This window comes from Vagococcus zengguangii (assembly GCF_005145005.1).
In the GTDB taxonomy this organism is placed as follows: Bacteria; Bacillota; Bacilli; order Lactobacillales; family Vagococcaceae; genus Vagococcus_A; species Vagococcus_A zengguangii.
The window spans coordinates 1,099,095-1,117,145 of sequence record NZ_CP039712.1; the positions used below are offsets into that span (position 1 = coordinate 1,099,095).

The 18,051-nt window shown below is 37.7% G+C and carries 18 protein-coding genes; 13 read left to right on the plus strand and 5 right to left on the minus strand.

From position 1 onward, the window contains the following. Positions 1-2 precede the first annotated feature (2 nt). From mvaD to FA707_RS05135, 4 genes are all read right to left on the minus strand, one after another. Positions 3-989, minus strand: a complete 987-nt coding sequence (mvaD, locus tag FA707_RS05120) for a diphosphomevalonate decarboxylase (protein ID WP_136953213.1) — start codon at positions 987-989, stop codon at positions 3-5. Beyond that, on the minus strand, positions 986-1,912 hold the full coding sequence (mvk, locus tag FA707_RS05125) for a mevalonate kinase (RefSeq protein WP_136953214.1): 927 nt from the start codon (positions 1,910-1,912) through the stop codon (positions 986-988). Before mvk ends, mvaD begins: the two co-directional genes overlap by 4 nt. Before the next feature lie 182 nt (positions 1,913-2,094). Next, the gene (locus tag FA707_RS05130; protein ID WP_136953215.1) at positions 2,095-3,393 is read right to left on the minus strand and encodes a hydroxymethylglutaryl-CoA reductase, degradative; all 1,299 of its coding nucleotides are present in this window, start codon (positions 3,391-3,393) and stop codon (positions 2,095-2,097) included. 18 nt (positions 3,394-3,411) lie between these two features. Next, positions 3,412-4,590, minus strand: coding sequence for a hydroxymethylglutaryl-CoA synthase (locus FA707_RS05135; protein WP_136953216.1), 1,179 nt, complete (start codon positions 4,588-4,590; stop codon positions 3,412-3,414). A gap of 244 nt (positions 4,591-4,834) precedes the next feature. Here FA707_RS05135 and FA707_RS05140 point away from each other — a divergent pair, with 244 nt between their 5' ends. The 5 genes from FA707_RS05140 to FA707_RS05160 are packed head-to-tail and all read left to right on the plus strand — an operon-like array spanning position 4,835 to position 8,399. Further along, positions 4,835-5,260, plus strand: a complete 426-nt coding sequence (locus tag FA707_RS05140) for a MarR family winged helix-turn-helix transcriptional regulator (protein WP_136953217.1) — start codon at positions 4,835-4,837, stop codon at positions 5,258-5,260. Between the two features lie 38 nt (positions 5,261-5,298). Next, a complete protein-coding gene (locus tag FA707_RS05145) occupies positions 5,299-6,261 on the plus strand; it encodes a ring-cleaving dioxygenase (RefSeq protein WP_136953218.1) in 963 nt (320 codons plus the stop codon). A gap of 2 nt (positions 6,262-6,263) precedes the next feature. Next, positions 6,264-7,157 (plus strand): VOC family protein, encoded by an 894-nt coding sequence (locus FA707_RS05150; protein ID WP_136953219.1) that lies wholly within the window; start codon positions 6,264-6,266, stop codon positions 7,155-7,157. Beyond that, complete coding sequence (locus tag FA707_RS05155; protein WP_136953220.1) at positions 7,154-7,771, plus strand: flavin reductase family protein; 618 nt, start codon at positions 7,154-7,156, stop codon at positions 7,769-7,771. The genes FA707_RS05150 and FA707_RS05155 overlap by 4 nt, the downstream gene beginning before the upstream one ends. A 31-nt stretch (positions 7,772-7,802) precedes the next feature. Continuing rightward, positions 7,803-8,399, plus strand: a complete 597-nt coding sequence (locus tag FA707_RS05160) for an alpha/beta hydrolase (RefSeq protein ID WP_136953221.1) — start codon at positions 7,803-7,805, stop codon at positions 8,397-8,399. 57 nt (positions 8,400-8,456) lie between these two features. On the opposite strand, the gene FA707_RS05165 is transcribed toward FA707_RS05160, so the two are convergent. Then, the gene (locus FA707_RS05165; RefSeq protein WP_136953222.1) at positions 8,457-9,221 is read right to left on the minus strand and encodes a peptidylprolyl isomerase; all 765 of its coding nucleotides are present in this window, start codon (positions 9,219-9,221) and stop codon (positions 8,457-8,459) included. Positions 9,222-9,391: 170 nt separating this feature from the next. Here FA707_RS05165 and FA707_RS05170 point away from each other — a divergent pair, with 170 nt between their 5' ends. The 8 genes from FA707_RS05170 (at position 9,392) to FA707_RS05205 (ending at position 18,046) form a co-directional block, all read left to right on the plus strand. Beyond that, a complete protein-coding gene (locus FA707_RS05170) occupies positions 9,392-10,483 on the plus strand; it encodes a DUF871 domain-containing protein (protein WP_136953223.1) in 1,092 nt (363 codons plus the stop codon). Between the two features lie 214 nt (positions 10,484-10,697). Then, positions 10,698-12,005 (plus strand): GTPase ObgE, encoded by a 1,308-nt coding sequence (gene obgE, locus FA707_RS05175; protein WP_168177356.1) that lies wholly within the window; start codon positions 10,698-10,700, stop codon positions 12,003-12,005. A 110-nt stretch (positions 12,006-12,115) separates the two neighbouring features. Next, positions 12,116-13,063 (plus strand): ribonuclease Z, encoded by a 948-nt coding sequence (gene rnz / locus FA707_RS05180; RefSeq protein WP_136953224.1) that lies wholly within the window; start codon positions 12,116-12,118, stop codon positions 13,061-13,063. Then, the gene (locus FA707_RS05185; RefSeq protein ID WP_136953225.1) at positions 13,056-13,850 is read left to right on the plus strand and encodes an SDR family NAD(P)-dependent oxidoreductase; all 795 of its coding nucleotides are present in this window, start codon (positions 13,056-13,058) and stop codon (positions 13,848-13,850) included. The genes rnz and FA707_RS05185 overlap by 8 nt, the downstream gene beginning before the upstream one ends. A 14-nt stretch (positions 13,851-13,864) precedes the next feature. Beyond that, the gene (locus FA707_RS05190; protein ID WP_136953226.1) at positions 13,865-14,350 is read left to right on the plus strand and encodes a LapA family protein; all 486 of its coding nucleotides are present in this window, start codon (positions 13,865-13,867) and stop codon (positions 14,348-14,350) included. A gap of 105 nt (positions 14,351-14,455) precedes the next feature. Further along, a complete protein-coding gene (recJ, locus tag FA707_RS05195; RefSeq protein ID WP_136953227.1) occupies positions 14,456-16,762 on the plus strand; it encodes a single-stranded-DNA-specific exonuclease RecJ in 2,307 nt (768 codons plus the stop codon). 15 nt (positions 16,763-16,777) lie between these two features. After that, positions 16,778-17,290, plus strand: coding sequence for an adenine phosphoribosyltransferase (locus tag FA707_RS05200; protein ID WP_136953228.1), 513 nt, complete (start codon positions 16,778-16,780; stop codon positions 17,288-17,290). A gap of 225 nt (positions 17,291-17,515) precedes the next feature. After that, the gene (locus tag FA707_RS05205; RefSeq protein ID WP_168177357.1) at positions 17,516-18,046 is read left to right on the plus strand and encodes a lysozyme family protein; all 531 of its coding nucleotides are present in this window, start codon (positions 17,516-17,518) and stop codon (positions 18,044-18,046) included. The last annotated feature ends 5 nt before the right edge of the window (positions 18,047-18,051 follow it).

Below are 18,051 nucleotides of genomic sequence, written 5' to 3' on the forward strand. Positions count from 1 at the left end.
TCTTATTCGGCGGATAGTATATAGGCATCTCGTCCTACGCCAGAAATAATTGTGGGATTATTAGGGAAAGTATCATCTAGTAGTTGTTTGATTTGATCAGCTTGATTAGCTTGACAAATCACTTTAACGTTAGGTCCAGCATCCATTGTATAGTAACAAGGTAAGCCTAGTCCACGTATTTCACGAATTCTTTGTAAAACCTTAACTGTTAATGGTTCCCAGTAACTAAAAGGGGGAGTTGCCCCTAACATGGTACCGTGCATTTTCATCCCATTGGCTTCAGTTATCTCACCGAGCCTAATGAAGTCACGTTGACTAATCGCCTCTTTGATAGTAATTAAATCTTTCCCGGCTTGTTCAACCCACGCAGGATAGAAGGGGGAGGTTTCAACCGTCAATTTCATGCCTTCACGACTAGAAATTTCTTTTTTCCCAGTATTAACTGGAATAGTTAGCATAGCTATATTCCAGTCAGCATTGTCAATTTTGTTGGCGCAGCTATCAGAGCCATCAGATTTTGTACCCATTTGCCATTCAACAAAACCGCCAAAAATACTACGAGTGGCACTTCCTGAGCCTTGACGAACGAACGTTGATAAAGTAGTTTGATCGAAATTCAATTCAAATAATTCGTTTAATGCTGTCCCTAAGGCTGCAAAGGCTGATGCCGAAGAAGCTAAACCTGCAGCAGTGGGGACATGATTAGTACTTTCGACTTTAATCGCTGATTGGTGTCCTGCTACTTTTCTAAATAAATCAATAAACTGGCTGATTTTATTAATTTCTTTGATTTCTTGTAGTTCGCCATTTAAAACAAATTGATCGCTGTTTCCTTCTATTAAGGAAACAGTGGTATCGGTATAAAATTCATCAAGTGTTAAAGATAGTGAGCTGTTCATTGGTAAAAACAACTCTGTATCACGTTTGCCCCAGTATTTGATTAAGGCAATATTAGTATGAGCGCGTGCGGTTACACGTGTTTTTGTCATAAAGATTCTCCCATCTGATAAAGCCAAGTCTTTTGCGCACCGGCTAAAGTTAAGGCTTGTTGTATTTTTGAGGCTTCACTATGAGTTGCAGCTAGAGCAATCATACAGCCTCCTCGACCACCACCTGTTAGTTTAGCACCTAGTGCCTTGTTTTGAAGGGCGGTCCTTACTAACTTATTTAGAGGTTCATTTGAAACGTTTAATTGTGTTAATATACCGTGGGCTTGTGTCATCACTTGTCCAAGCGCTTCGGGTTTGTTTTGTGAGATGTATGTTTTAGCTTTCTTAGCAAGATCGCCTAATTGATGAATCAGCTCTTGAACGTCAGCTATGTGATAGTGATTGGCAATTTCTTTTACCGCCGCTTTGGTTTGTCCAGTAATACCCGTATCAGCTACAATTAGCCAAGCGGATAAATTTAAGGTAATAGCTTCCATAAATTGATTTTTGGCAAAAAAATAGGGGACATGGCGGCTTGTCATTAGCGCATCTAACCCACTTGGATTACCATGAGCTATTTTTTCTGCTTCACCCACTATATGAAGTAATACATCATCTGAAAGTCGCGCTTTATAATAGTCAAAAATACCGCGAACAGTTGCGACAGCAACCGCTGCACTGGAACCCATGCCGCGTTCAGCAGGGATGGTACTTTCAATTTCAATTGTTAGCGTATCTTGTTTATTTAAATAATCTAAAGAAATAGTGATGGCGTGATGCAGGCTCTCAAGTAATTCTGGCATATCTGATACTAATCCTTGATAAAATTCACAGGCAAGAAATAATTCCTCTTGATTAGGCGTGATGGTTGCAGTAATTCCTACACTAGGGAAGGGAATTGCTAACGCAGGTTCACCATAAACGACTGAATGCTCGCCCATCAATATAATTTTTCCATGTGAATGACCTTGTCCTTTGCGCATAATATTCCTCCATCAATATAGTCAACCTTTATATTTTAGCTTAAAATCGTTAATTTCTCAACGGTTTCAGCTGATTATTGAAAAAAATCGCTGAAATAATCACTTTTATCATAAGGGAAATAGCGAAAAAATAAAGCTCTTTATTAAATTATTAATGAATACTTAAAAACTCGTAGAATAAACTACGAGTTTTGTTGTCTTAATTCAGTTAAGAGCTCAGTTGCTTTTGCTAAATTCATGCGTTCAAGCGCTCGTAAGCGACTAGCAACAAGTTCGATTTCTTCACCGGTCGCCCCAGCGTGAATGGCTAAGGCGTTTGCATGTAGTGACATGTGTCCTTTTTGTATTCCTTCAGTCACTAAGGCACGTACAGCAGCAAAGTTCTGCGCTAATCCGACGGCACAAATAATACGAGCCATTTGTTCAGCAGTGTCTACTTGCATCAATTCTTGCGAAATTTTCGCTAGTGGTAAGGCGTTAATCGCGCCACCTAATGAACCGAGAAGGAGAGGGAGCGTTAATTGCCCTTCAAGCATCTGTTTGTCGAGATCCAATTGCCAAGTTGTTAAACCTTGATAACTACCGTTTCGACTAGCGTAGGCATGAATACCTGCTTCTATAGCGCGATAATCGTTACCAGTTGCCATTACTACCGCGTCAATACCATTCATAATCCCTTTATTATGTGTGACTGCACGGTAGGGATCTAGTTTAGCATAATGCGCTGCTTTAACGATTTTTTGCGCAACACTTTGGCCATCTAAGTGATTAGTCGCTAATAAATCAAATGGAATTTCGCAAGTGGCTGTGACGAGTGAACGGGTATTATAGTTACTTAAAATACTCATTAATTTTTCGGCTGCTAACCATTCTTGAATCGCCGGTGTGACACCTTCAAGAATCGTATTGACGATATTTGCGCCCATCGCTTCTTTAACATCAACATATAAGTAGACAGTTAAGTATTCCGCTTGGTCTTTTTCATTATAGATAATGTGTGTCTCAACGTCGACAAGTCCACCTCCGCGGACCACAATTGACGGATGAGCAAGTTCAGCTAATTGTTTAATTTCGTCAACGCGACTGTCTACTAATTGTTTTGCGTTAGCAAAATCAGCTATTTGATAAAAAATCATTTGCCCTGTTTGTAGACGTTCTGGAAATGACGTTTTAAAACCACCAGTAGAACGGGTAAAACGCGCGGCATTACTGCAAGCAGCAATAACAGAAGGTTCTTCGATTGCCATAGGGATAACACATTCTTGACCATCAACAATAAAGTTTAAGGCGACGCCCATAGGAAGACTAAACTGGCTAATTTGATTTTCGATTAAGTGATTGGCAACATCTTCACTTATCCCAGTTGTCGTCATTAATAAATCTGCAGAATTTTCTGATACAAAGCCGTGAGCTTTTAGTAAATCAAGGCGTTCACTACGCGTTTTTTGATAAAATTTTGAAATTTTAGAAGTTTGTTCCATAGTTAGGTACTCCAAACATTAGTTTACAAAGCCATAATGACGTTGGTGTTGTGTTATTTCGGTTAATTGAATTGGCGCATGATCAAAGCGATTAGATAGTGCTAGTGTTGAGCCATCAGTAGGTAATTTTTCTAAGAAAACTTCTTCATATTCAGCTACTGTCAATTGTTGTCTTGCTTCTAAGATTGCTTGATGCTCTTGACTTAAGAGTTGTGTTTCGAATCCATCTACTAAATCAAGTAGGAAAAACTCGCACACAGCGCCAGAACCATAGCTGAAACAGCCAATTGTTTGTCCTGCTTGTAAGGTAGTCGCATGATCTAATAATGAATTAAGCCCTAAATATAAAGACCCTGTGTAAATATTTCCAATGTTTTTGGTGTAAATAATACTTTCTTCGTAGTGTGCTAAGAAACGCTCACTGGTTTCTGGTGAAACAGTTTCGAGTAGGCTAGCCATCGCTTTTTTGCCCATCTTTGCATAAGGTAAATGGAAACATAAGGCTTCTAAACTCTCTATATCAAGCTTGTAACGTTTTTGATATTCATTAATGACTGTCTCAAAGAAAGTTGTATAGGCTTCGTTTGAAAATTTGCCATCAACCATGGCATTTTCTGAGTAGGTTGGACGCCAAAAATCATAGATATCATTTGTATACATCACAGATTCATTTCGAATAGAAAAGATGCGTGGATTTGCAGAGATTACCATAGCAACTGCGCCAGCCCCTTGTGTCACTTCACCAGGTGTATTCAGACCATAACGAGCAATGTCTGATCCAATGACTAACACTTTACGACCGGGATGTTGTGCGACATAATCTTTTGCCATCATTATTCCAGCTGTGGCACTATAACAAGCTTGTTTCATCTCGATACAACGAGCGAATGGATTGATGTTTAATAACTTATGAATGGCAACTGCGCCTGATTTAGAATAATCAGTGCCTGATTCAGTAGCAAAAATGACCATATCGATTAATTTGGCATCTTCTTCTGAAACAATCGGTCGCGCAGCGTTCGCTCCCATAGAGATTGCATCTTGAGTGATGGGATTAATGCCCATTTTTAATTGACCAATGCCAATAGTGTATTTATTAGGATCTGTATCACGTGCGTGAGCCAAATCGACCATGTCTACATACAAAGTAGGGGTGAAAAAGTTGATTTTATCGATACCTATAGTTTGTGTATTCATATTTGTTTGCTCCTTATCTGGAAATCTTTCACAAGAAGTGTAGCATAAAAATGCTTCAAACGTGAATAGTATCAGGATTATTTAGATTAATTTAATAATTTCTATCATTAATTCAAGCATTTGCACCCAAAATGAAAATGCCCTTTATAACAACAACTTATTATTTGTAAGCATATTGATTGCCTGGATAAAAAGTGTGGGTTATAATTATCTCGAATTAGAGATAAAATGAGGTGAAGGAAAAATGAAAAATACGGAAATAGCGTTACGAAATTTTATTGCCATCATGCGAACAAAAGATTCAATTGAAAAAGTTGTGAAGGAAGATGTAAAAAAATACGGATTGAATTTAACAGAATTTGCAGTATTAGAATTGTTATACAGCAAGGGTGAACAGCCTATTCAACAAATAGCTGACAAAATATTAATTGCCAGTAGTTCGACCACCTATGTCGTTGATAAACTGGTTGCAAAAAACTTAGTCGATCGACAAGTATCTCCAAATGACCGACGTGTTTATTACGCAAAACTGACAGCACATGGTCAGAAGTTAATGGATGAAATTTTTCCGAAACATACGTTGACGATTCAGAAAATATTTTCGACTCTTGATCAACAAGAAATGAAACAATTACAGCGATTGTTACTTAAAGTAAATCAAGCCAATTAAATGGTGTTATTAAAAATTATTGAAAGAAGGAAATTAACATGAGTAAACAACAACTATTAGGAATTCATCATGTCACTGCCATGACAAGTGATGTCGTAAAGAATTATGAATTTTTTACAGAAATATTGGGGATGCGCTTAGTCAAGAAAACTGTTAATCAGGATGATATATACACCTATCATACGTTCTATGCGGATGATCAAGGCTCGCCTGGAACGGATATGACATTTTTTGATTTCCCAAATAATCCACCGGGTATTAAAGGAACGAATGCTATTACTCGCACAAGTTTCCGCGTGCCGACAGATGAAGCGTTAACGTATTGGGTAGCACGTTTTGAAGAATTTAATGTTAAACATGAAGGAATTAGTGAGTTGTTTGGTAAGAAAGTCTTGAAGTTTGAAGATGAAGACCAACAACGTTATCAATTGATTTCAGACGAAACCAATCAAGGAGTAAAAGCCGGAATCCCATGGAAAAAAGGGCCCGTACCATTAGATTATGCCATTTACGGGTTGGGACCAATCGAAATTACTTTAGCATACTTTGAGCGCTTCAAAGAAATTATGACGAGCGTTTATGGGTTTAAAATGATAGAGGAAGTCAATGATATGATCTTATTAGAAATTGGCGAAGGGGGAAATGGTGCTCAAATGATCTTACGACATGATGCCACATCTCCAATTGCTCGCCAAGGATATGGCGAAGTCCATCATGTTGCTTTTCGAGTAGCTGATCAAGAAGCGTTGTATTCATGGTTAGATAAATATCAACGCTTAGGAATTCCAAATTCAGGTCATGTGGATCGTTTTTATTTTGAAGCATTGTATGCTCGTATTGGTCATATATTAATCGAGCTATCGACAGATGGTCCTGGGTTTATGGGGGATGAACCGTATGAAACATTAGGAGAAAGTCTATCGCTGCCACCATTTTTAGAAAATAGACGTGCCTATATTGAAAGTGAAATTAGACCATTTAATACGAAAAGGGAGGAATAATCATGCAAGGAATTAACAAAATTCATCATATTTCAGCCATTGTTGGAGACGTGAATGAAAATTTAACTTTTTATCGTGAGGTGTTAGGCTTACGTTTAATTAAACAAACCGTCAATTTTGATGATCCGTCAACTTACCATTTATATTTTGCTAATAAAAAGGGTGAAATTGGAACGGTTATGACCTTCTTTCCATGGCAACAAGCGTATACCGGTCGTGTTGGCGGAGGGCAGGTAGGAAGAATTGCGTTTAGTATTCCTAAAGGCAAACTGTCAAATTGGCAAGAAAAATTTGAAGAACTAGCTATAAGCTACACGACGGAGAAGATTTTTAAGGGGGCACAACTACACTTTAATGATCCACATGGTCTAAGTTTAAGTCTAGTTGAAAGTGAAGAAATAGGAATAGACGAAGACATTACCAATATTCATGGGGTTGAATTACTATCCACTAATTATCAGATGACATTAACGGGATTAATGGAGCACCTAGGAATGACGGATGCAAAAGAAGAAGACACGGTTTGGCGGCTTTTCTTAAGAGATGAAGTCGTTCAAGAAATTGTGTTACCCAAAAAAAACTTACCAATTGGGCGTTTTGGGGTCGGGACAGTTCACCATATCGCATGGTCAGTCCCAAATGATATAAAGCAAATGTTATGGCAAGATAAATTAATGGCGTTGCAATACGGTGTAACAGAAATTAAAGATCGTCGCTATTTCAAAGCTATTTACTTAAAAGAATTTGGTGATATCATTTTTGAATTAGCGACTGAAACCCCTGGATTTGCAATTGATGAAACACCAGAACATTTAGGTGAGGCGTTGATGTTGCCGCCTCAATTCGAATCGCAACGCTCAGTCATTATGTCGCAATTGCCGGAGTTACAATTATGAAAGAAACAGTCTTTTTAACGCCAGACAAATTGACTGAACGCGAAAATTATAAATTGTTGATTGGTTCAATTGTGCCACGTCCAATCGCTTTGATTACTACTCTTAATAAGCAAGGCGTGCTTAATATCGCACCGTTCAGTTATTTTAATATAGTAACGGCAAATCCTCCGATTGTATCAGTGGCTATTCAACGAAGAAATGGACAATTGAAAGATACTGCGCGCAATTTATTATCGCAGAAAGAAGCGGTCGTTCATCTAGTAAGCGTTGAAAATGTGACAGATGCTAATCAGACTGCTGCCAATTTAGGGATGGATGAAAGCGAGTTGTCGCTAACACATTTTACTCCGATAGCATCAAAAATGATTAAAACACCAAGTTTACAACAAGCAAAGGGGCGTTTTGAAACAAGTCTTTTACAATGTGTACCAATTGAAGAACACGGAGAACCTACAGCAGATTTGTTTTTATTAAAAATTCAAGCGTATCATTTCGAAGAAACAGTATATGAAGCGGGTAAAATTAATTTAGAGAAGTTGGCACCAGTTAGTCGATTAGCGGGAAACTATTACGGAGAAGTAGCCAATATCTTTAGTTTAGAGCGACCAGATTAATAGAGGTTAATGACAAGAGGAGAGGTAAGAGATGGAACATAAATTTATTCAGGGAGCAACTGGCCATCCAGTTCTCATATTGTTACATGGGACAGGAGGGAGTATGAATGATTTAATACCTGCTGCAGAACATTTGGATTCTCAAGCGTCCGTTTTAACCATACAAGGGGATGTTTTAGAAAACGGCATGCGTCGTTTTTTTAAACGATTTCCTGATGCAAGTTTTGATTGGGATGATTTAGAAGTCAGAGGCGCGAATTTAGTGTCTTTCATAAAGAATGCTAGTCATATGTATCAATTCGATTTAAAAGATGTTGTATTAGTTGGTTACTCAAATGGGGCGAATATTGCGATTAATTTATTACTAAGAGACCCACGTATCTTCTTACGGGCAATATTATTCCATCCAATGTATCCGACAGATGATATTGATAGACAGGATTTAACGAATGTGTCAATATTTGCTTCGTTAGGTGTTAAAGATCCGATTGTAACGGTGGCTCAAAGTGAGCAAGTCATTAAGTTATTTGAAAACCAAGAAGCTCAGGTAACACCTTACTGGACGACAGGTCATCAATTGAGCTATAGCGAAGTAGAGCATGCACGTCAATGGTTAAAAAATAGTTAATAGAGAATAAAAACACAGCTTTGCGTCGCTTTAGACGCAAGGGCTGTGTTTTTACTTTTATTTAGGTTCTTGTAAAATATCGATTGATTTGATTACAACGTCTTTTTCTGGTTTATCATTAGCACCAGTTTTTACTTCGGCAATTTTATCTACGACATCCATCCCGTCAATCACCTGACCGAATACGGTATGATTGCTAGTTGATCCTTCAAATGTATAGTCTAAGTAAGGCGTACCACCTTCTTTATATTTGTCGATAATTTCTTGTGGGTACTCATCGGTTAATAGACCGTCGGAGACATTATCAGAATTTTGGACGATAAAAAATTGGCTACCATTAGTATCTGGGCCAGCATTAGCCATTGAAAGGGCCCCACGGATATTAAATAATTCACGGTTAGACTCATCTTCAAACGGTTCACCCCAAATACTTTCACCACCTGCACCAGTTCCTTCTGGATCGCCACCTTGAATCATAAAGTTATTAATTACACGGTGGAAAGTAACACCATCATAATAACCATCTTTGGCATGTGTAACAAAATTTTCAACCGTCTTTGGTACGACTTCAGGGAATAGTCTGATTTTGATCGCACCTTGACTAGTGTTCATTTGAACCAAATATTCATTATCTTGAACCTGATCGTTTAATTGTGGAAAAGTTAGTTGACTAAAATCAACAGATTCTTCGGTTTCTGAAGATTCAATGGTTACTTCTGAATTATTAGTAACACTTTCAATCGTGTTATCTTTTGACTGATTACAGCCAGCTAAAAACAAAATTGAAGAGAATAGTATAACTGGTAATATAACTTTTTTCATTACATTTCACTCACTTTCAATAATAGCTAAATTGTTATAAATTAGATTATACCTAAATTCTTTAAAATACAAAATAAAAATAAAAAAATAATTATGTTCGTAATTGGTGGACGTGGTCTAGACAACTTGCTATAATTAAAGCGTATTCAAAAAGATTAGGGGGCATTTGTATGGGAAAATTAGGGATTTCAATTTATCCAGAACGTTCAACATTTGAAAAAGATAAGGAATATTTAGATTTAGCGCATAAATATGGTTTTAAGCGTGTTTTCACAAGTTTATTACAAATTAAAGGTGATAAAGATCAAGTATTAGCGGATTTCAAAAAAGTGGTGGATTACGCTAATTCTTTAGATTATGAAGTGATGGTGGATATTAACCCTGGATTGTTTGATCAATTGGGTATTTCATATGATGATTTATCTTTCTTCCACGAAATGGGCGCAGACGGTATTCGTTTAGATATCGGGATGACCGGTTCAGAAGAGGCACGTATGACGCGTAATCCATATGGTATTAAAATCGAAATTAACATGAGTGGTGGGACAAGTTATGTTGACAATATTATGAGTTATTCACCAAATACTAATAATTTATTAGGCTCTCATAACTTCTATCCGCATCGTTACACTGGTTTAGATTACCAACACTTTGTTAACTGCTCAGAGCAATTTAGACAATATAATTTAAACACGATGGCGTTTGTAAACTCGCACGCTGCAACATTTGGTCCTTGGCCAACACAAGACGGTTTATGTTCGTTAGAAGACCATCGTGACTTGGACATTTCAACACAAGTTAAACACTTAATGTTAACTGGCTTAATTGATGATATTACAATTGGTAACGCCTATGCGTCAGAAGAAGAATTAAAAGCAATGGCAGAAGCCTTTACTGCAGAATTTCCTTCTATTAAAGTGGTACCTGCTGAAGACATTACTAAAAACGAACGCATTTGTTTATTTGATAATATTCATAGCTATCGTGGTGACCGTTCAGCTTATATGCTACGTTCAACTATGACACGAGTTTATTATAAAGATAAAGATTTCCCAGCCCATAACACAGTGGATATCGTTCGTGGCGATGTTTTAGTTGATAACGAAGGCTACGGTCAGTATAAGGGCGAAACACAAATTGCCTTGAAAGAAATGAAAAATGATGGCCGTGTCAATGTAGTAGGTAAGATTTCTGATGATGAGTTATTCTTATTAGAATTCTTAAAACCATGGTCAAGTTTCAAATTAATTGAAGCAAAATAATAAATTCTCATAAAAAATAGAAAACTTAGAGTGTGAGAAGAACACTCTAAGTTTTTTGCTGTGCTATCAGTTGAGAATGCTAGTCAAAAAATGGTATGATAGTGGTGAGGTCTTGCTATAGTAGTTTTTTTCATGAAAATTAATAAAAAAATAGACAAGTGTGGTTTTTACCTATAGAATAGACAAAGATTGAATAAGAGTAGGAGGACAAAAAATGTCCATGTTTTTAGATCAAGTAACAATTGACGTTAAAGCCGGTGATGGCGGAGACGGAATGGTTGCTTTCAGAAGAGAAAAATATGTACCCGATGGCGGACCACATGGTGGTGACGGCGGTCGCGGTGGTAATGTAGTATTCGTAGTAGACGAAGGACTACGTACGTTAATGGATTTCCGTTTTAATAAACATTTCCGTGCAAATAGCGGTGAAAAAGGGATGCGTAAAGGGATGCATGGTCGAGGATCAGACGATTTAATCGTTAAAATCCCACCAGGTACAACCATCAGAAATCAAGAAACAGGTAAAATCCTAGGTGACTTAACGCAACACGGTGATAGTATTGTCGTGGCGAAGGGTGGCCGTGGTGGACGTGGTAACATGCGTTTTGCAACACCTTCTAACCCAGCACCTGAGATTGCTGAAAACGGTGAACCTGGAGAAGAATTACGTCTTGATTTAGAATTGAAAATTTTAGCAGACGTTGGTTTAGTTGGTTTCCCATCCGTTGGTAAATCAACTTTATTGTCGATTGTATCTAAAGCTAAGCCAAAAATTGGAAGCTACCACTTTACAACGTTAGCACCAAACATTGGGATGGTACCAACAAAAGACGGTCGTAGTTTTGCAATGGCTGACTTGCCAGGATTAATTGAAGGCGCATCTCAAGGGATCGGTTTAGGAACGCAATTCTTACGCCATATAGAACGTACACGTGTCTTATTACATGTGATTGATATGAGTGGGATGGAAGGTCGCGATCCTTATGAAGACTACTTGACTATCAATAATGAGTTAGAGTCTCACAACTTACGTTTGTTAGAACGCCCACAAATCATCGTGGCAAATAAAATGGATATGCCAGGTTCTGAAGAAAATTTAGCTGAATTCAAGCAAAAATTAGCTGAAAATACGGAAGGTGAGTTGCCATTAATCTTCGCAATTTCAGGTATTTCTAAACAAGGTGTCGATGACTTATTAGTTAAGACGGCTGATATGATTGAAATCACACCAGAATTCCCATTATATGAGGAAGAAGAGATGCAAGAAGAAAACGTGGTTTACTCATTTGCTGAAAATAATCGCGAATTTGATGTTACACGTGATCCTGATGGTACATGGGTACTTTCTGGTGAAAAACTAGAGCGTCTGTTCTTAATGACGAACTTAGAACGCGATGAAAGTACGATGCGTTTTGCACGTCAAATGCGTGGTATGGGTGTTGATGAAGAATTACGTGAACAAGGAGCGCAAGATGGTGATTCAGTCAGAATTATGGACTTTGTCTTTGAATTCGTAGACTAAAATTGGCATGATGAGCCTGATAGGATAACTTGAAGAAATACTTTAAGAGGTGATGGCACACGTTGCCTCACCTCCTTTTTTAATAGCAGATAAAAGAATAGGAGTTAGCGATGAAATTAGAATTCTTAGGTACCGGGGCAGGCGTGCCGTCTAAACAACGTAACGTAACCGGCATTGCACTGAAATTATTAGACGAACGAAATGCTGTGTGGTTATTTGACTGCGGTGAAGGGACACAACAACAAATTTTAAATACGAGTGTTCGTCCAGGAAAAATCGAAAAAATCTTTATTACGCATCTTCATGGTGACCATATTTTTGGTTTGCCAGGTTTATTGAGTTCACGTTCTTTTCAAGGTGGTGATACAACCTTGACCATCTATGGCCCAAAAGGAATTAAAGCGTTCGTTGAGACTAGTTTAAAAGTGTCTGAATCACGCTTATCTTATCCATTAGACTTTGTAGAAATAGAAGAAGGTGGCGTTATTTTCAAAGACCAACAATTTGAGGTGATTTGCCTTCCATTAGACCATAAAATTGCCAGTTTTGGTTATCGTATTGAGGAATCTGATCATCAAGGGGAATTGTTAGTAGACAAATTACGAGAATTAAACATTCCTTCAGGACCAATCTACGGAAAAATTAAAAATCGTCAAAAAGTAGTGCTAGCAGATGGACGAGAAATTGATGGGGCGGATTTTGTTGGGCCTGATCAAAAAGGTCGCACGGTAACGATTTTAGGCGATACTCGTAGCCATGCGAATATTGCGAAACTTGCGGCTGATGCAGATGTCTTAGTACATGAAAGTACCTTTAATCATGCAGAAGCGCAAAAAGCACGTGCTTATTATCATTCAACTTCAACGCAAGCCGCAACAGTAGCTAAAGAACAAGGCGTCGGACGCTTGTTATTAACCCATATTAGTTCACGTTATTTAGGCAAAGCTGTTTATGAAATGGAAAAAGAAGCGAAAAATATTTTCCCGAATACTAAAATTGTGAAAGATTTTGATATTATTGATATCCCTTTTGATAAAGAGGCGCGTCAGCATGACTAAGAAACTCGTCGGCAAGGTCGTTTTAATTACGGGTGCTTCATCAGGATTGGGTGAGCAATTAGCTTATTCAGCCGCTAGACAGGGAGCGACTCTAATACTTTGCGCCCGTCGTGAGGAGCAGCTATTAGAAATTACGAAAAAGTGCCAAGAGCTCTCTGGTCACGAAGCAGTCTATTATTTAATCGACATAGCAGAATATGAAACAACCGAGCTTGTCCTAGAACGCATCATTCGCCGTTTTAAAAAAATTGATGTCTTAATTAATAATGCAGGCTTTGGTTTGTTTCGTGAATTTATACAGTTTGATTTTGACGTTGCGGATAAGATGTTTAAAGTCAACGTCTTAGGGTTAATGGCTATCACACAGAAAATTGCCCAATTAATGATCGATCAAAAGCAGGGTCATATTATTAATATTGGCTCTCAAGGTGGAAAAATGGCTTCACCAAAAAGTAGTGTCTATTCCGCTACAAAATTTGCAGTGATTGGTTTTTCCGATGCGCTACGTTTAGAGTTGAAGCCACATGGTGTTATGGTGACAACCGTTAATCCTGGACCGATTACAACCGAATTTTTCGAAACAGCGGATGAAACAGGCAACTATTTAGCATCGATTGGTCGCTTAGCTATTGATCCGGCCAAACTAAGTGAAAAAATTATTCGCGTAATCGGTAAATCAAAGCGCGAAATCAACACACCTAAAATTATGTCTTTTGCAAGCATAATGTCTAGCCTATTTCCAAACCTAAGTGATATACTTACTGTATCGTTATTTAATAAGAAATAAGTAGGGGAGGAATAATGATGAAAAAAATGTGGAAGTGGATTGTAGCTGCAATTGTAATCTTATTGGTAGTTATTTTTTCAGTCATGAATACGCGCTATGTTAGTCTAGATTTTGGGTTTAAATCGCTACATTTACCACTGATTTATATTTTGTTAGGGTCATTTATTTTAGGTGGTTTAGTGACAATGCTTTTATGGTTAACAAGTAACTTTGAACATCGTCACAATATTAAGGCATTGCAAAAAGAATTAGATGCGTTACAAGCCTCTGTGGATGATCGTGTCGTAACAGAAGTTAGTGCTGCGAAAATTGAATTAGAAGCACGTCTTGCTGAAAAAGAGCAAGAATTAATTGCTGTGAAAAAAGATTTTGCAGAAGATAGTAATATAAAAAATCAAACAATTGATGAATTACAAGCGAAATTAATGGCACTAATGCCACCTCAAGTTGAGGAGCCAATGGAAATGACTTTACCAGATGAGTCATTCACAGCTGAATAACTAGAGTTTATATAACTGGCACGAATCATCGTGCCAGTTTTTTTTGTATATTTTTTCCGTTAGACTAGGTAATTTGCTATAATAGGGAAGTTGGGAGTGATTGAAGTGAAACAATCAAAATATCATTGGATTCGTTCTGAGGAACCAATTCAAACCGAATTAATAAACTGGCTAAAAGAGCATGGCTTTTCTGAACAATTAGCGCCTTTATTAGCTAACCGAAAAATAACGACAGCTGAACAATTATCAGCTTATTTTTATCCGAACTTAGAAGACTTATATGACCCATTTTTACTCTTTGATATGGACAAGGCGGTTAATCGTTTATTTGAAGCGATTGAGAGCGGTCAAAAGATTGTGATCTACGGTGATTATGATGCCGATGGGATTACCAGTACGACCGTGATGAAGGAAGCAATTGAATTAGTTGGGGGAGATGTCTCATACTTTTTACCGAACCGCTTTGAACATGGTTATGGACCAAACGTGAAAGTTTATGAACAATTAATTGCCGATGGTGCCGAACTTATTGTGACAGTTGATAATGGTGTAACAGGACATGAAGCAATTGAATATGCCAAAACGCAAGGCGTGGACGTTATCGTGACCGATCACCATGAATTACCTCCAGAGTTACCAGAACCGTATGCTTTAATCCATCCGAAGCATCCAGCTGGGAACTATCCATTTGGGGATCTTGCGGGTGTAGGTGTAGCCTTTAAAGTGGCGACAGCCTTGCTAGAAGAACCACCTGTTGAACTGCTTGATTTAGTTGCGATTGGGACGATTGCTGATTTGGTTTCTCTAACCGATGAAAATCGCAATCTCGTAAAACATGGGTTACAAATGATGAAAGAAACTGATCGAGTGGGTTTAAATGCTTTGATGAAAGTAGCCAATGTTGACAAAGAAAATATTAGTGCTGAATCTGTCGGCTTTGGCATCGGCCCTCGTTTAAATGCGATCGGCCGAATTGGCGATGCAAGCCCAGGCGTCGAACTAATGTGTACGTTTGATGAGGAACAAGCAGAAGAATTAGCGACGTTTATTCAGAAAAAAAATGAAGAACGTCAGGCAATTGTTGCGACAATTAGTCAAGAAGCATTAGAGATGGTTGCTGAATTAGGTGAACAGTCCATCTACTTATTAGCCAAAGAAGGCTGGAATGAAGGCGTATTAGGTATCGTTGCTAGCCAAATCGTACAAAAGACTAATCGACCAGCCATTATCTTATCACTAAATCCAGAAAGTGGCCTGGCAAAAGGCTCTGGACGAAGCATTGAACAAATTAATTTATATGATTTGCTATCAGAAATTCGTGACGAACTGGTGAAATTTGGGGGCCATCATATGGCAGCTGGGATGACGCTTGAACAATCAAAATTACCAGAAATTCAGGCTAAATTGAATACGTTAATCGAGCAACAGTCCATTGACTTTTCAGTTGGACAGCCGCTAAATGTTGAAGATCATTTAGCAATTGAAGCCCTAGATGTCCGTTTAGTTGAAGCCATTCAAACGTTAGGACCATTTGGAACAGACAACCCATCGCCTGTTTTCTTATTTGAAAATGGTCGCGCGCAAATGACGAAAGCTATTGGGGCAGATCAAAAGCATTTGAAATTCCAATTTCAAACCTCTGATGCAAGTATCGATGTGATTGCGTTTGGTTATGGGAATCAATTAGTGGAAATTGAGAGTGCAAGTGAGTTGGCGATTGTCGGAGATTTATCAATTAATGAATGGAATGGTAATAAGAAAGTACAACTGATGATGAAAGACTATGGGATTAACGAAAAACAAGTCTTTGACTATCGTGAAAAATTACATCTATTGCCAGAACTATTAAGTTTACCGCGAACATTCTATGTTTTATTTGACGGGAAACATTTAAATCAATTCAAAGCGATTCCCCAAGAACATCTGTTGCTAGTAGGTGACCAAACGGACCTAAGCCAGTATGCCGGCGCGGCTCAGTCGGTAGTCTTTTTGGATTGTCCAATAGAAGAGCATCAGCTCCAAGAAATTGTCAGCGAGTTACAAGTTGAAAGGATTTACTTGTTACTTTATAGCAAGGAGCAGTGCTATTTGAATGGGATGCCATCAAGGGAAGCATTTGGTAAATTATTTAAATTAGTCCAAACTAAGCAAGAAATTGATGTGAGGTATAAGCTTAATGAACTTGCACAGTATATAAATGTCGAATTTAATACAATAATTTTCATGATTAATGTGCTTTTTGAGCTGAAATTTGTTACAATAGAGAACGGAGTGATGCGTAAAGTGGATTCAACCAACTTCACGCCGCTTAATGAAAGTAAAGTATATCAAACTCGTGAGCGTAAAATGCAGACGGAGAAATTTTTACTTTACAGCAATATAATTGAATTAGAGAAATGGCTGTTTCAATAGGAGGAAATGTAAATAATGAACTTAAAAGACTATATCGCTAGTATCCCTGATTACCCTAAAGAAGGTGTGATTTTTAGAGATATTTCACCATTAATGGGAGACGGAGACGCTTACCGTGAAGCAACGAAACAAATCGTGGATTATGCTAAAGAAAAACAAATCGACATGATTGTTGGACCTGAAGCACGTGGTTTCATCATTGGTTGTCCCGTTGCCTACGAATTAGGTGTAGGTTTTGCTCCAGCTCGTAAAAAAGGTAAATTACCTCGTGAAACAATCGAAGTAGACTACGGTTTAGAGTATGGCGAAGCGACGTTAACACTACACAAAGATGCGATTAAACCTGGTCAACGTGTGTTAATTTGTGATGACTTATTAGCAACAGGAGGAACAATCGCTGCGACAATCGAATTAATTGAAAAATTAGGTGGCGTGGTAGCGGGTTGTGCATTCTTAGTTGAATTAACAGACTTAAATGGTCGTGAAAAAATTAAAGGTTATGACATTTTAACATTAATGGATTTCTAATAAATGATTCATTGTAAAAGGATGTGGCAGATTGTCACATCCTTTTAGTTATCTTTCAAAACAATTGTCAGCCTTACACAGATTGTAGTATGATTAATATTCAAAGAATAAAAAGGAATGAGACAAATGGTGGTAAAAAGAAGACGTCGCCGTCATATGTGGATAAAACTATTGACGATATTCCTTTTATGTAGCCTTACAATCGTAATTTTTCTTGGGATTCAGATGAAGAAAAAAGTAACGGCTGTTTCAAAATGGGATACAGATATTGAAAGAATTAGTAAAGAATACGAAATAGAACAGTATCAAGATATCATAAAAGCTATAATTATGACAGAATCCAAAAAGGATAATGTGGATATTATGCAAAGTAGTGAAAGTCGCTACGGAAGCACAGGGAATATTAAGAGTGAAGAAGAGAGCTTGGAAGCAGGTATTGCATTTCTAGCTGAAACAATTGAGTTAGGTGAGTCAGAACATGTCGATTTATGGACCAGTGTTCAAGCGTATAATTTTGGATTAAATTATATTTACTATGTAAGTGAAAGAGGTCAAAATACATCGATTGAACTTGCTGAAAAATATTCAAAAGAAGTGCTTGCACCAAATCTCGGAAACGAAGAATTAACAATGTATACTTATCGCATGCCGCACGCTATTTTTTATAATGGTGGCCACCTTTATAAAAACGGTGGGAATTTCTTTTATGCAGATTTAGTGAGAGGGTATGTTAAAGTATTAAATTGGTTTTCATAGAAAAG

Coding starts and splice junctions, on each gene's coding strand:
- mvaD (WP_136953213.1), bottom strand. CDS start 989: ATGACAAAAACACGTGTAACCGCACGCGCTCATACTAATATTGCCTTA.
- mvk (WP_136953214.1), bottom strand. CDS start 1,912: ATGCGCAAAGGACAAGGTCATTCACATGGAAAAATTATATTGATGGGC.
- FA707_RS05130 (WP_136953215.1), bottom strand. CDS start 3,393: ATGGAACAAACTTCTAAAATTTCAAAATTTTATCAAAAAACGCGTAGT.
- FA707_RS05135 (WP_136953216.1), bottom strand. CDS start 4,590: ATGAATACACAAACTATAGGTATCGATAAAATCAACTTTTTCACCCCT.
- FA707_RS05140 (WP_136953217.1), top strand. CDS start 4,835: ATGAAAAATACGGAAATAGCGTTACGAAATTTTATTGCCATCATGCGA.
- FA707_RS05145 (WP_136953218.1), top strand. CDS start 5,299: ATGAGTAAACAACAACTATTAGGAATTCATCATGTCACTGCCATGACA.
- FA707_RS05150 (WP_136953219.1), top strand. CDS start 6,264: ATGCAAGGAATTAACAAAATTCATCATATTTCAGCCATTGTTGGAGAC.
- FA707_RS05155 (WP_136953220.1), top strand. CDS start 7,154: ATGAAAGAAACAGTCTTTTTAACGCCAGACAAATTGACTGAACGCGAA.
- FA707_RS05160 (WP_136953221.1), top strand. CDS start 7,803: ATGGAACATAAATTTATTCAGGGAGCAACTGGCCATCCAGTTCTCATA.
- FA707_RS05165 (WP_136953222.1), bottom strand. CDS start 9,221: ATGAAAAAAGTTATATTACCAGTTATACTATTCTCTTCAATTTTGTTT.
- FA707_RS05170 (WP_136953223.1), top strand. CDS start 9,392: ATGGGAAAATTAGGGATTTCAATTTATCCAGAACGTTCAACATTTGAA.
- obgE (WP_168177356.1), top strand. CDS start 10,698: ATGTCCATGTTTTTAGATCAAGTAACAATTGACGTTAAAGCCGGTGAT.
- rnz (WP_136953224.1), top strand. CDS start 12,116: ATGAAATTAGAATTCTTAGGTACCGGGGCAGGCGTGCCGTCTAAACAA.
- FA707_RS05185 (WP_136953225.1), top strand. CDS start 13,056: ATGACTAAGAAACTCGTCGGCAAGGTCGTTTTAATTACGGGTGCTTCA.
- FA707_RS05190 (WP_136953226.1), top strand. CDS start 13,865: ATGATGAAAAAAATGTGGAAGTGGATTGTAGCTGCAATTGTAATCTTA.
- FA707_RS05200 (WP_136953228.1), top strand. CDS start 16,778: ATGAACTTAAAAGACTATATCGCTAGTATCCCTGATTACCCTAAAGAA.
- FA707_RS05205 (WP_168177357.1), top strand. CDS start 17,516: ATGAAGAAAAAAGTAACGGCTGTTTCAAAATGGGATACAGATATTGAA.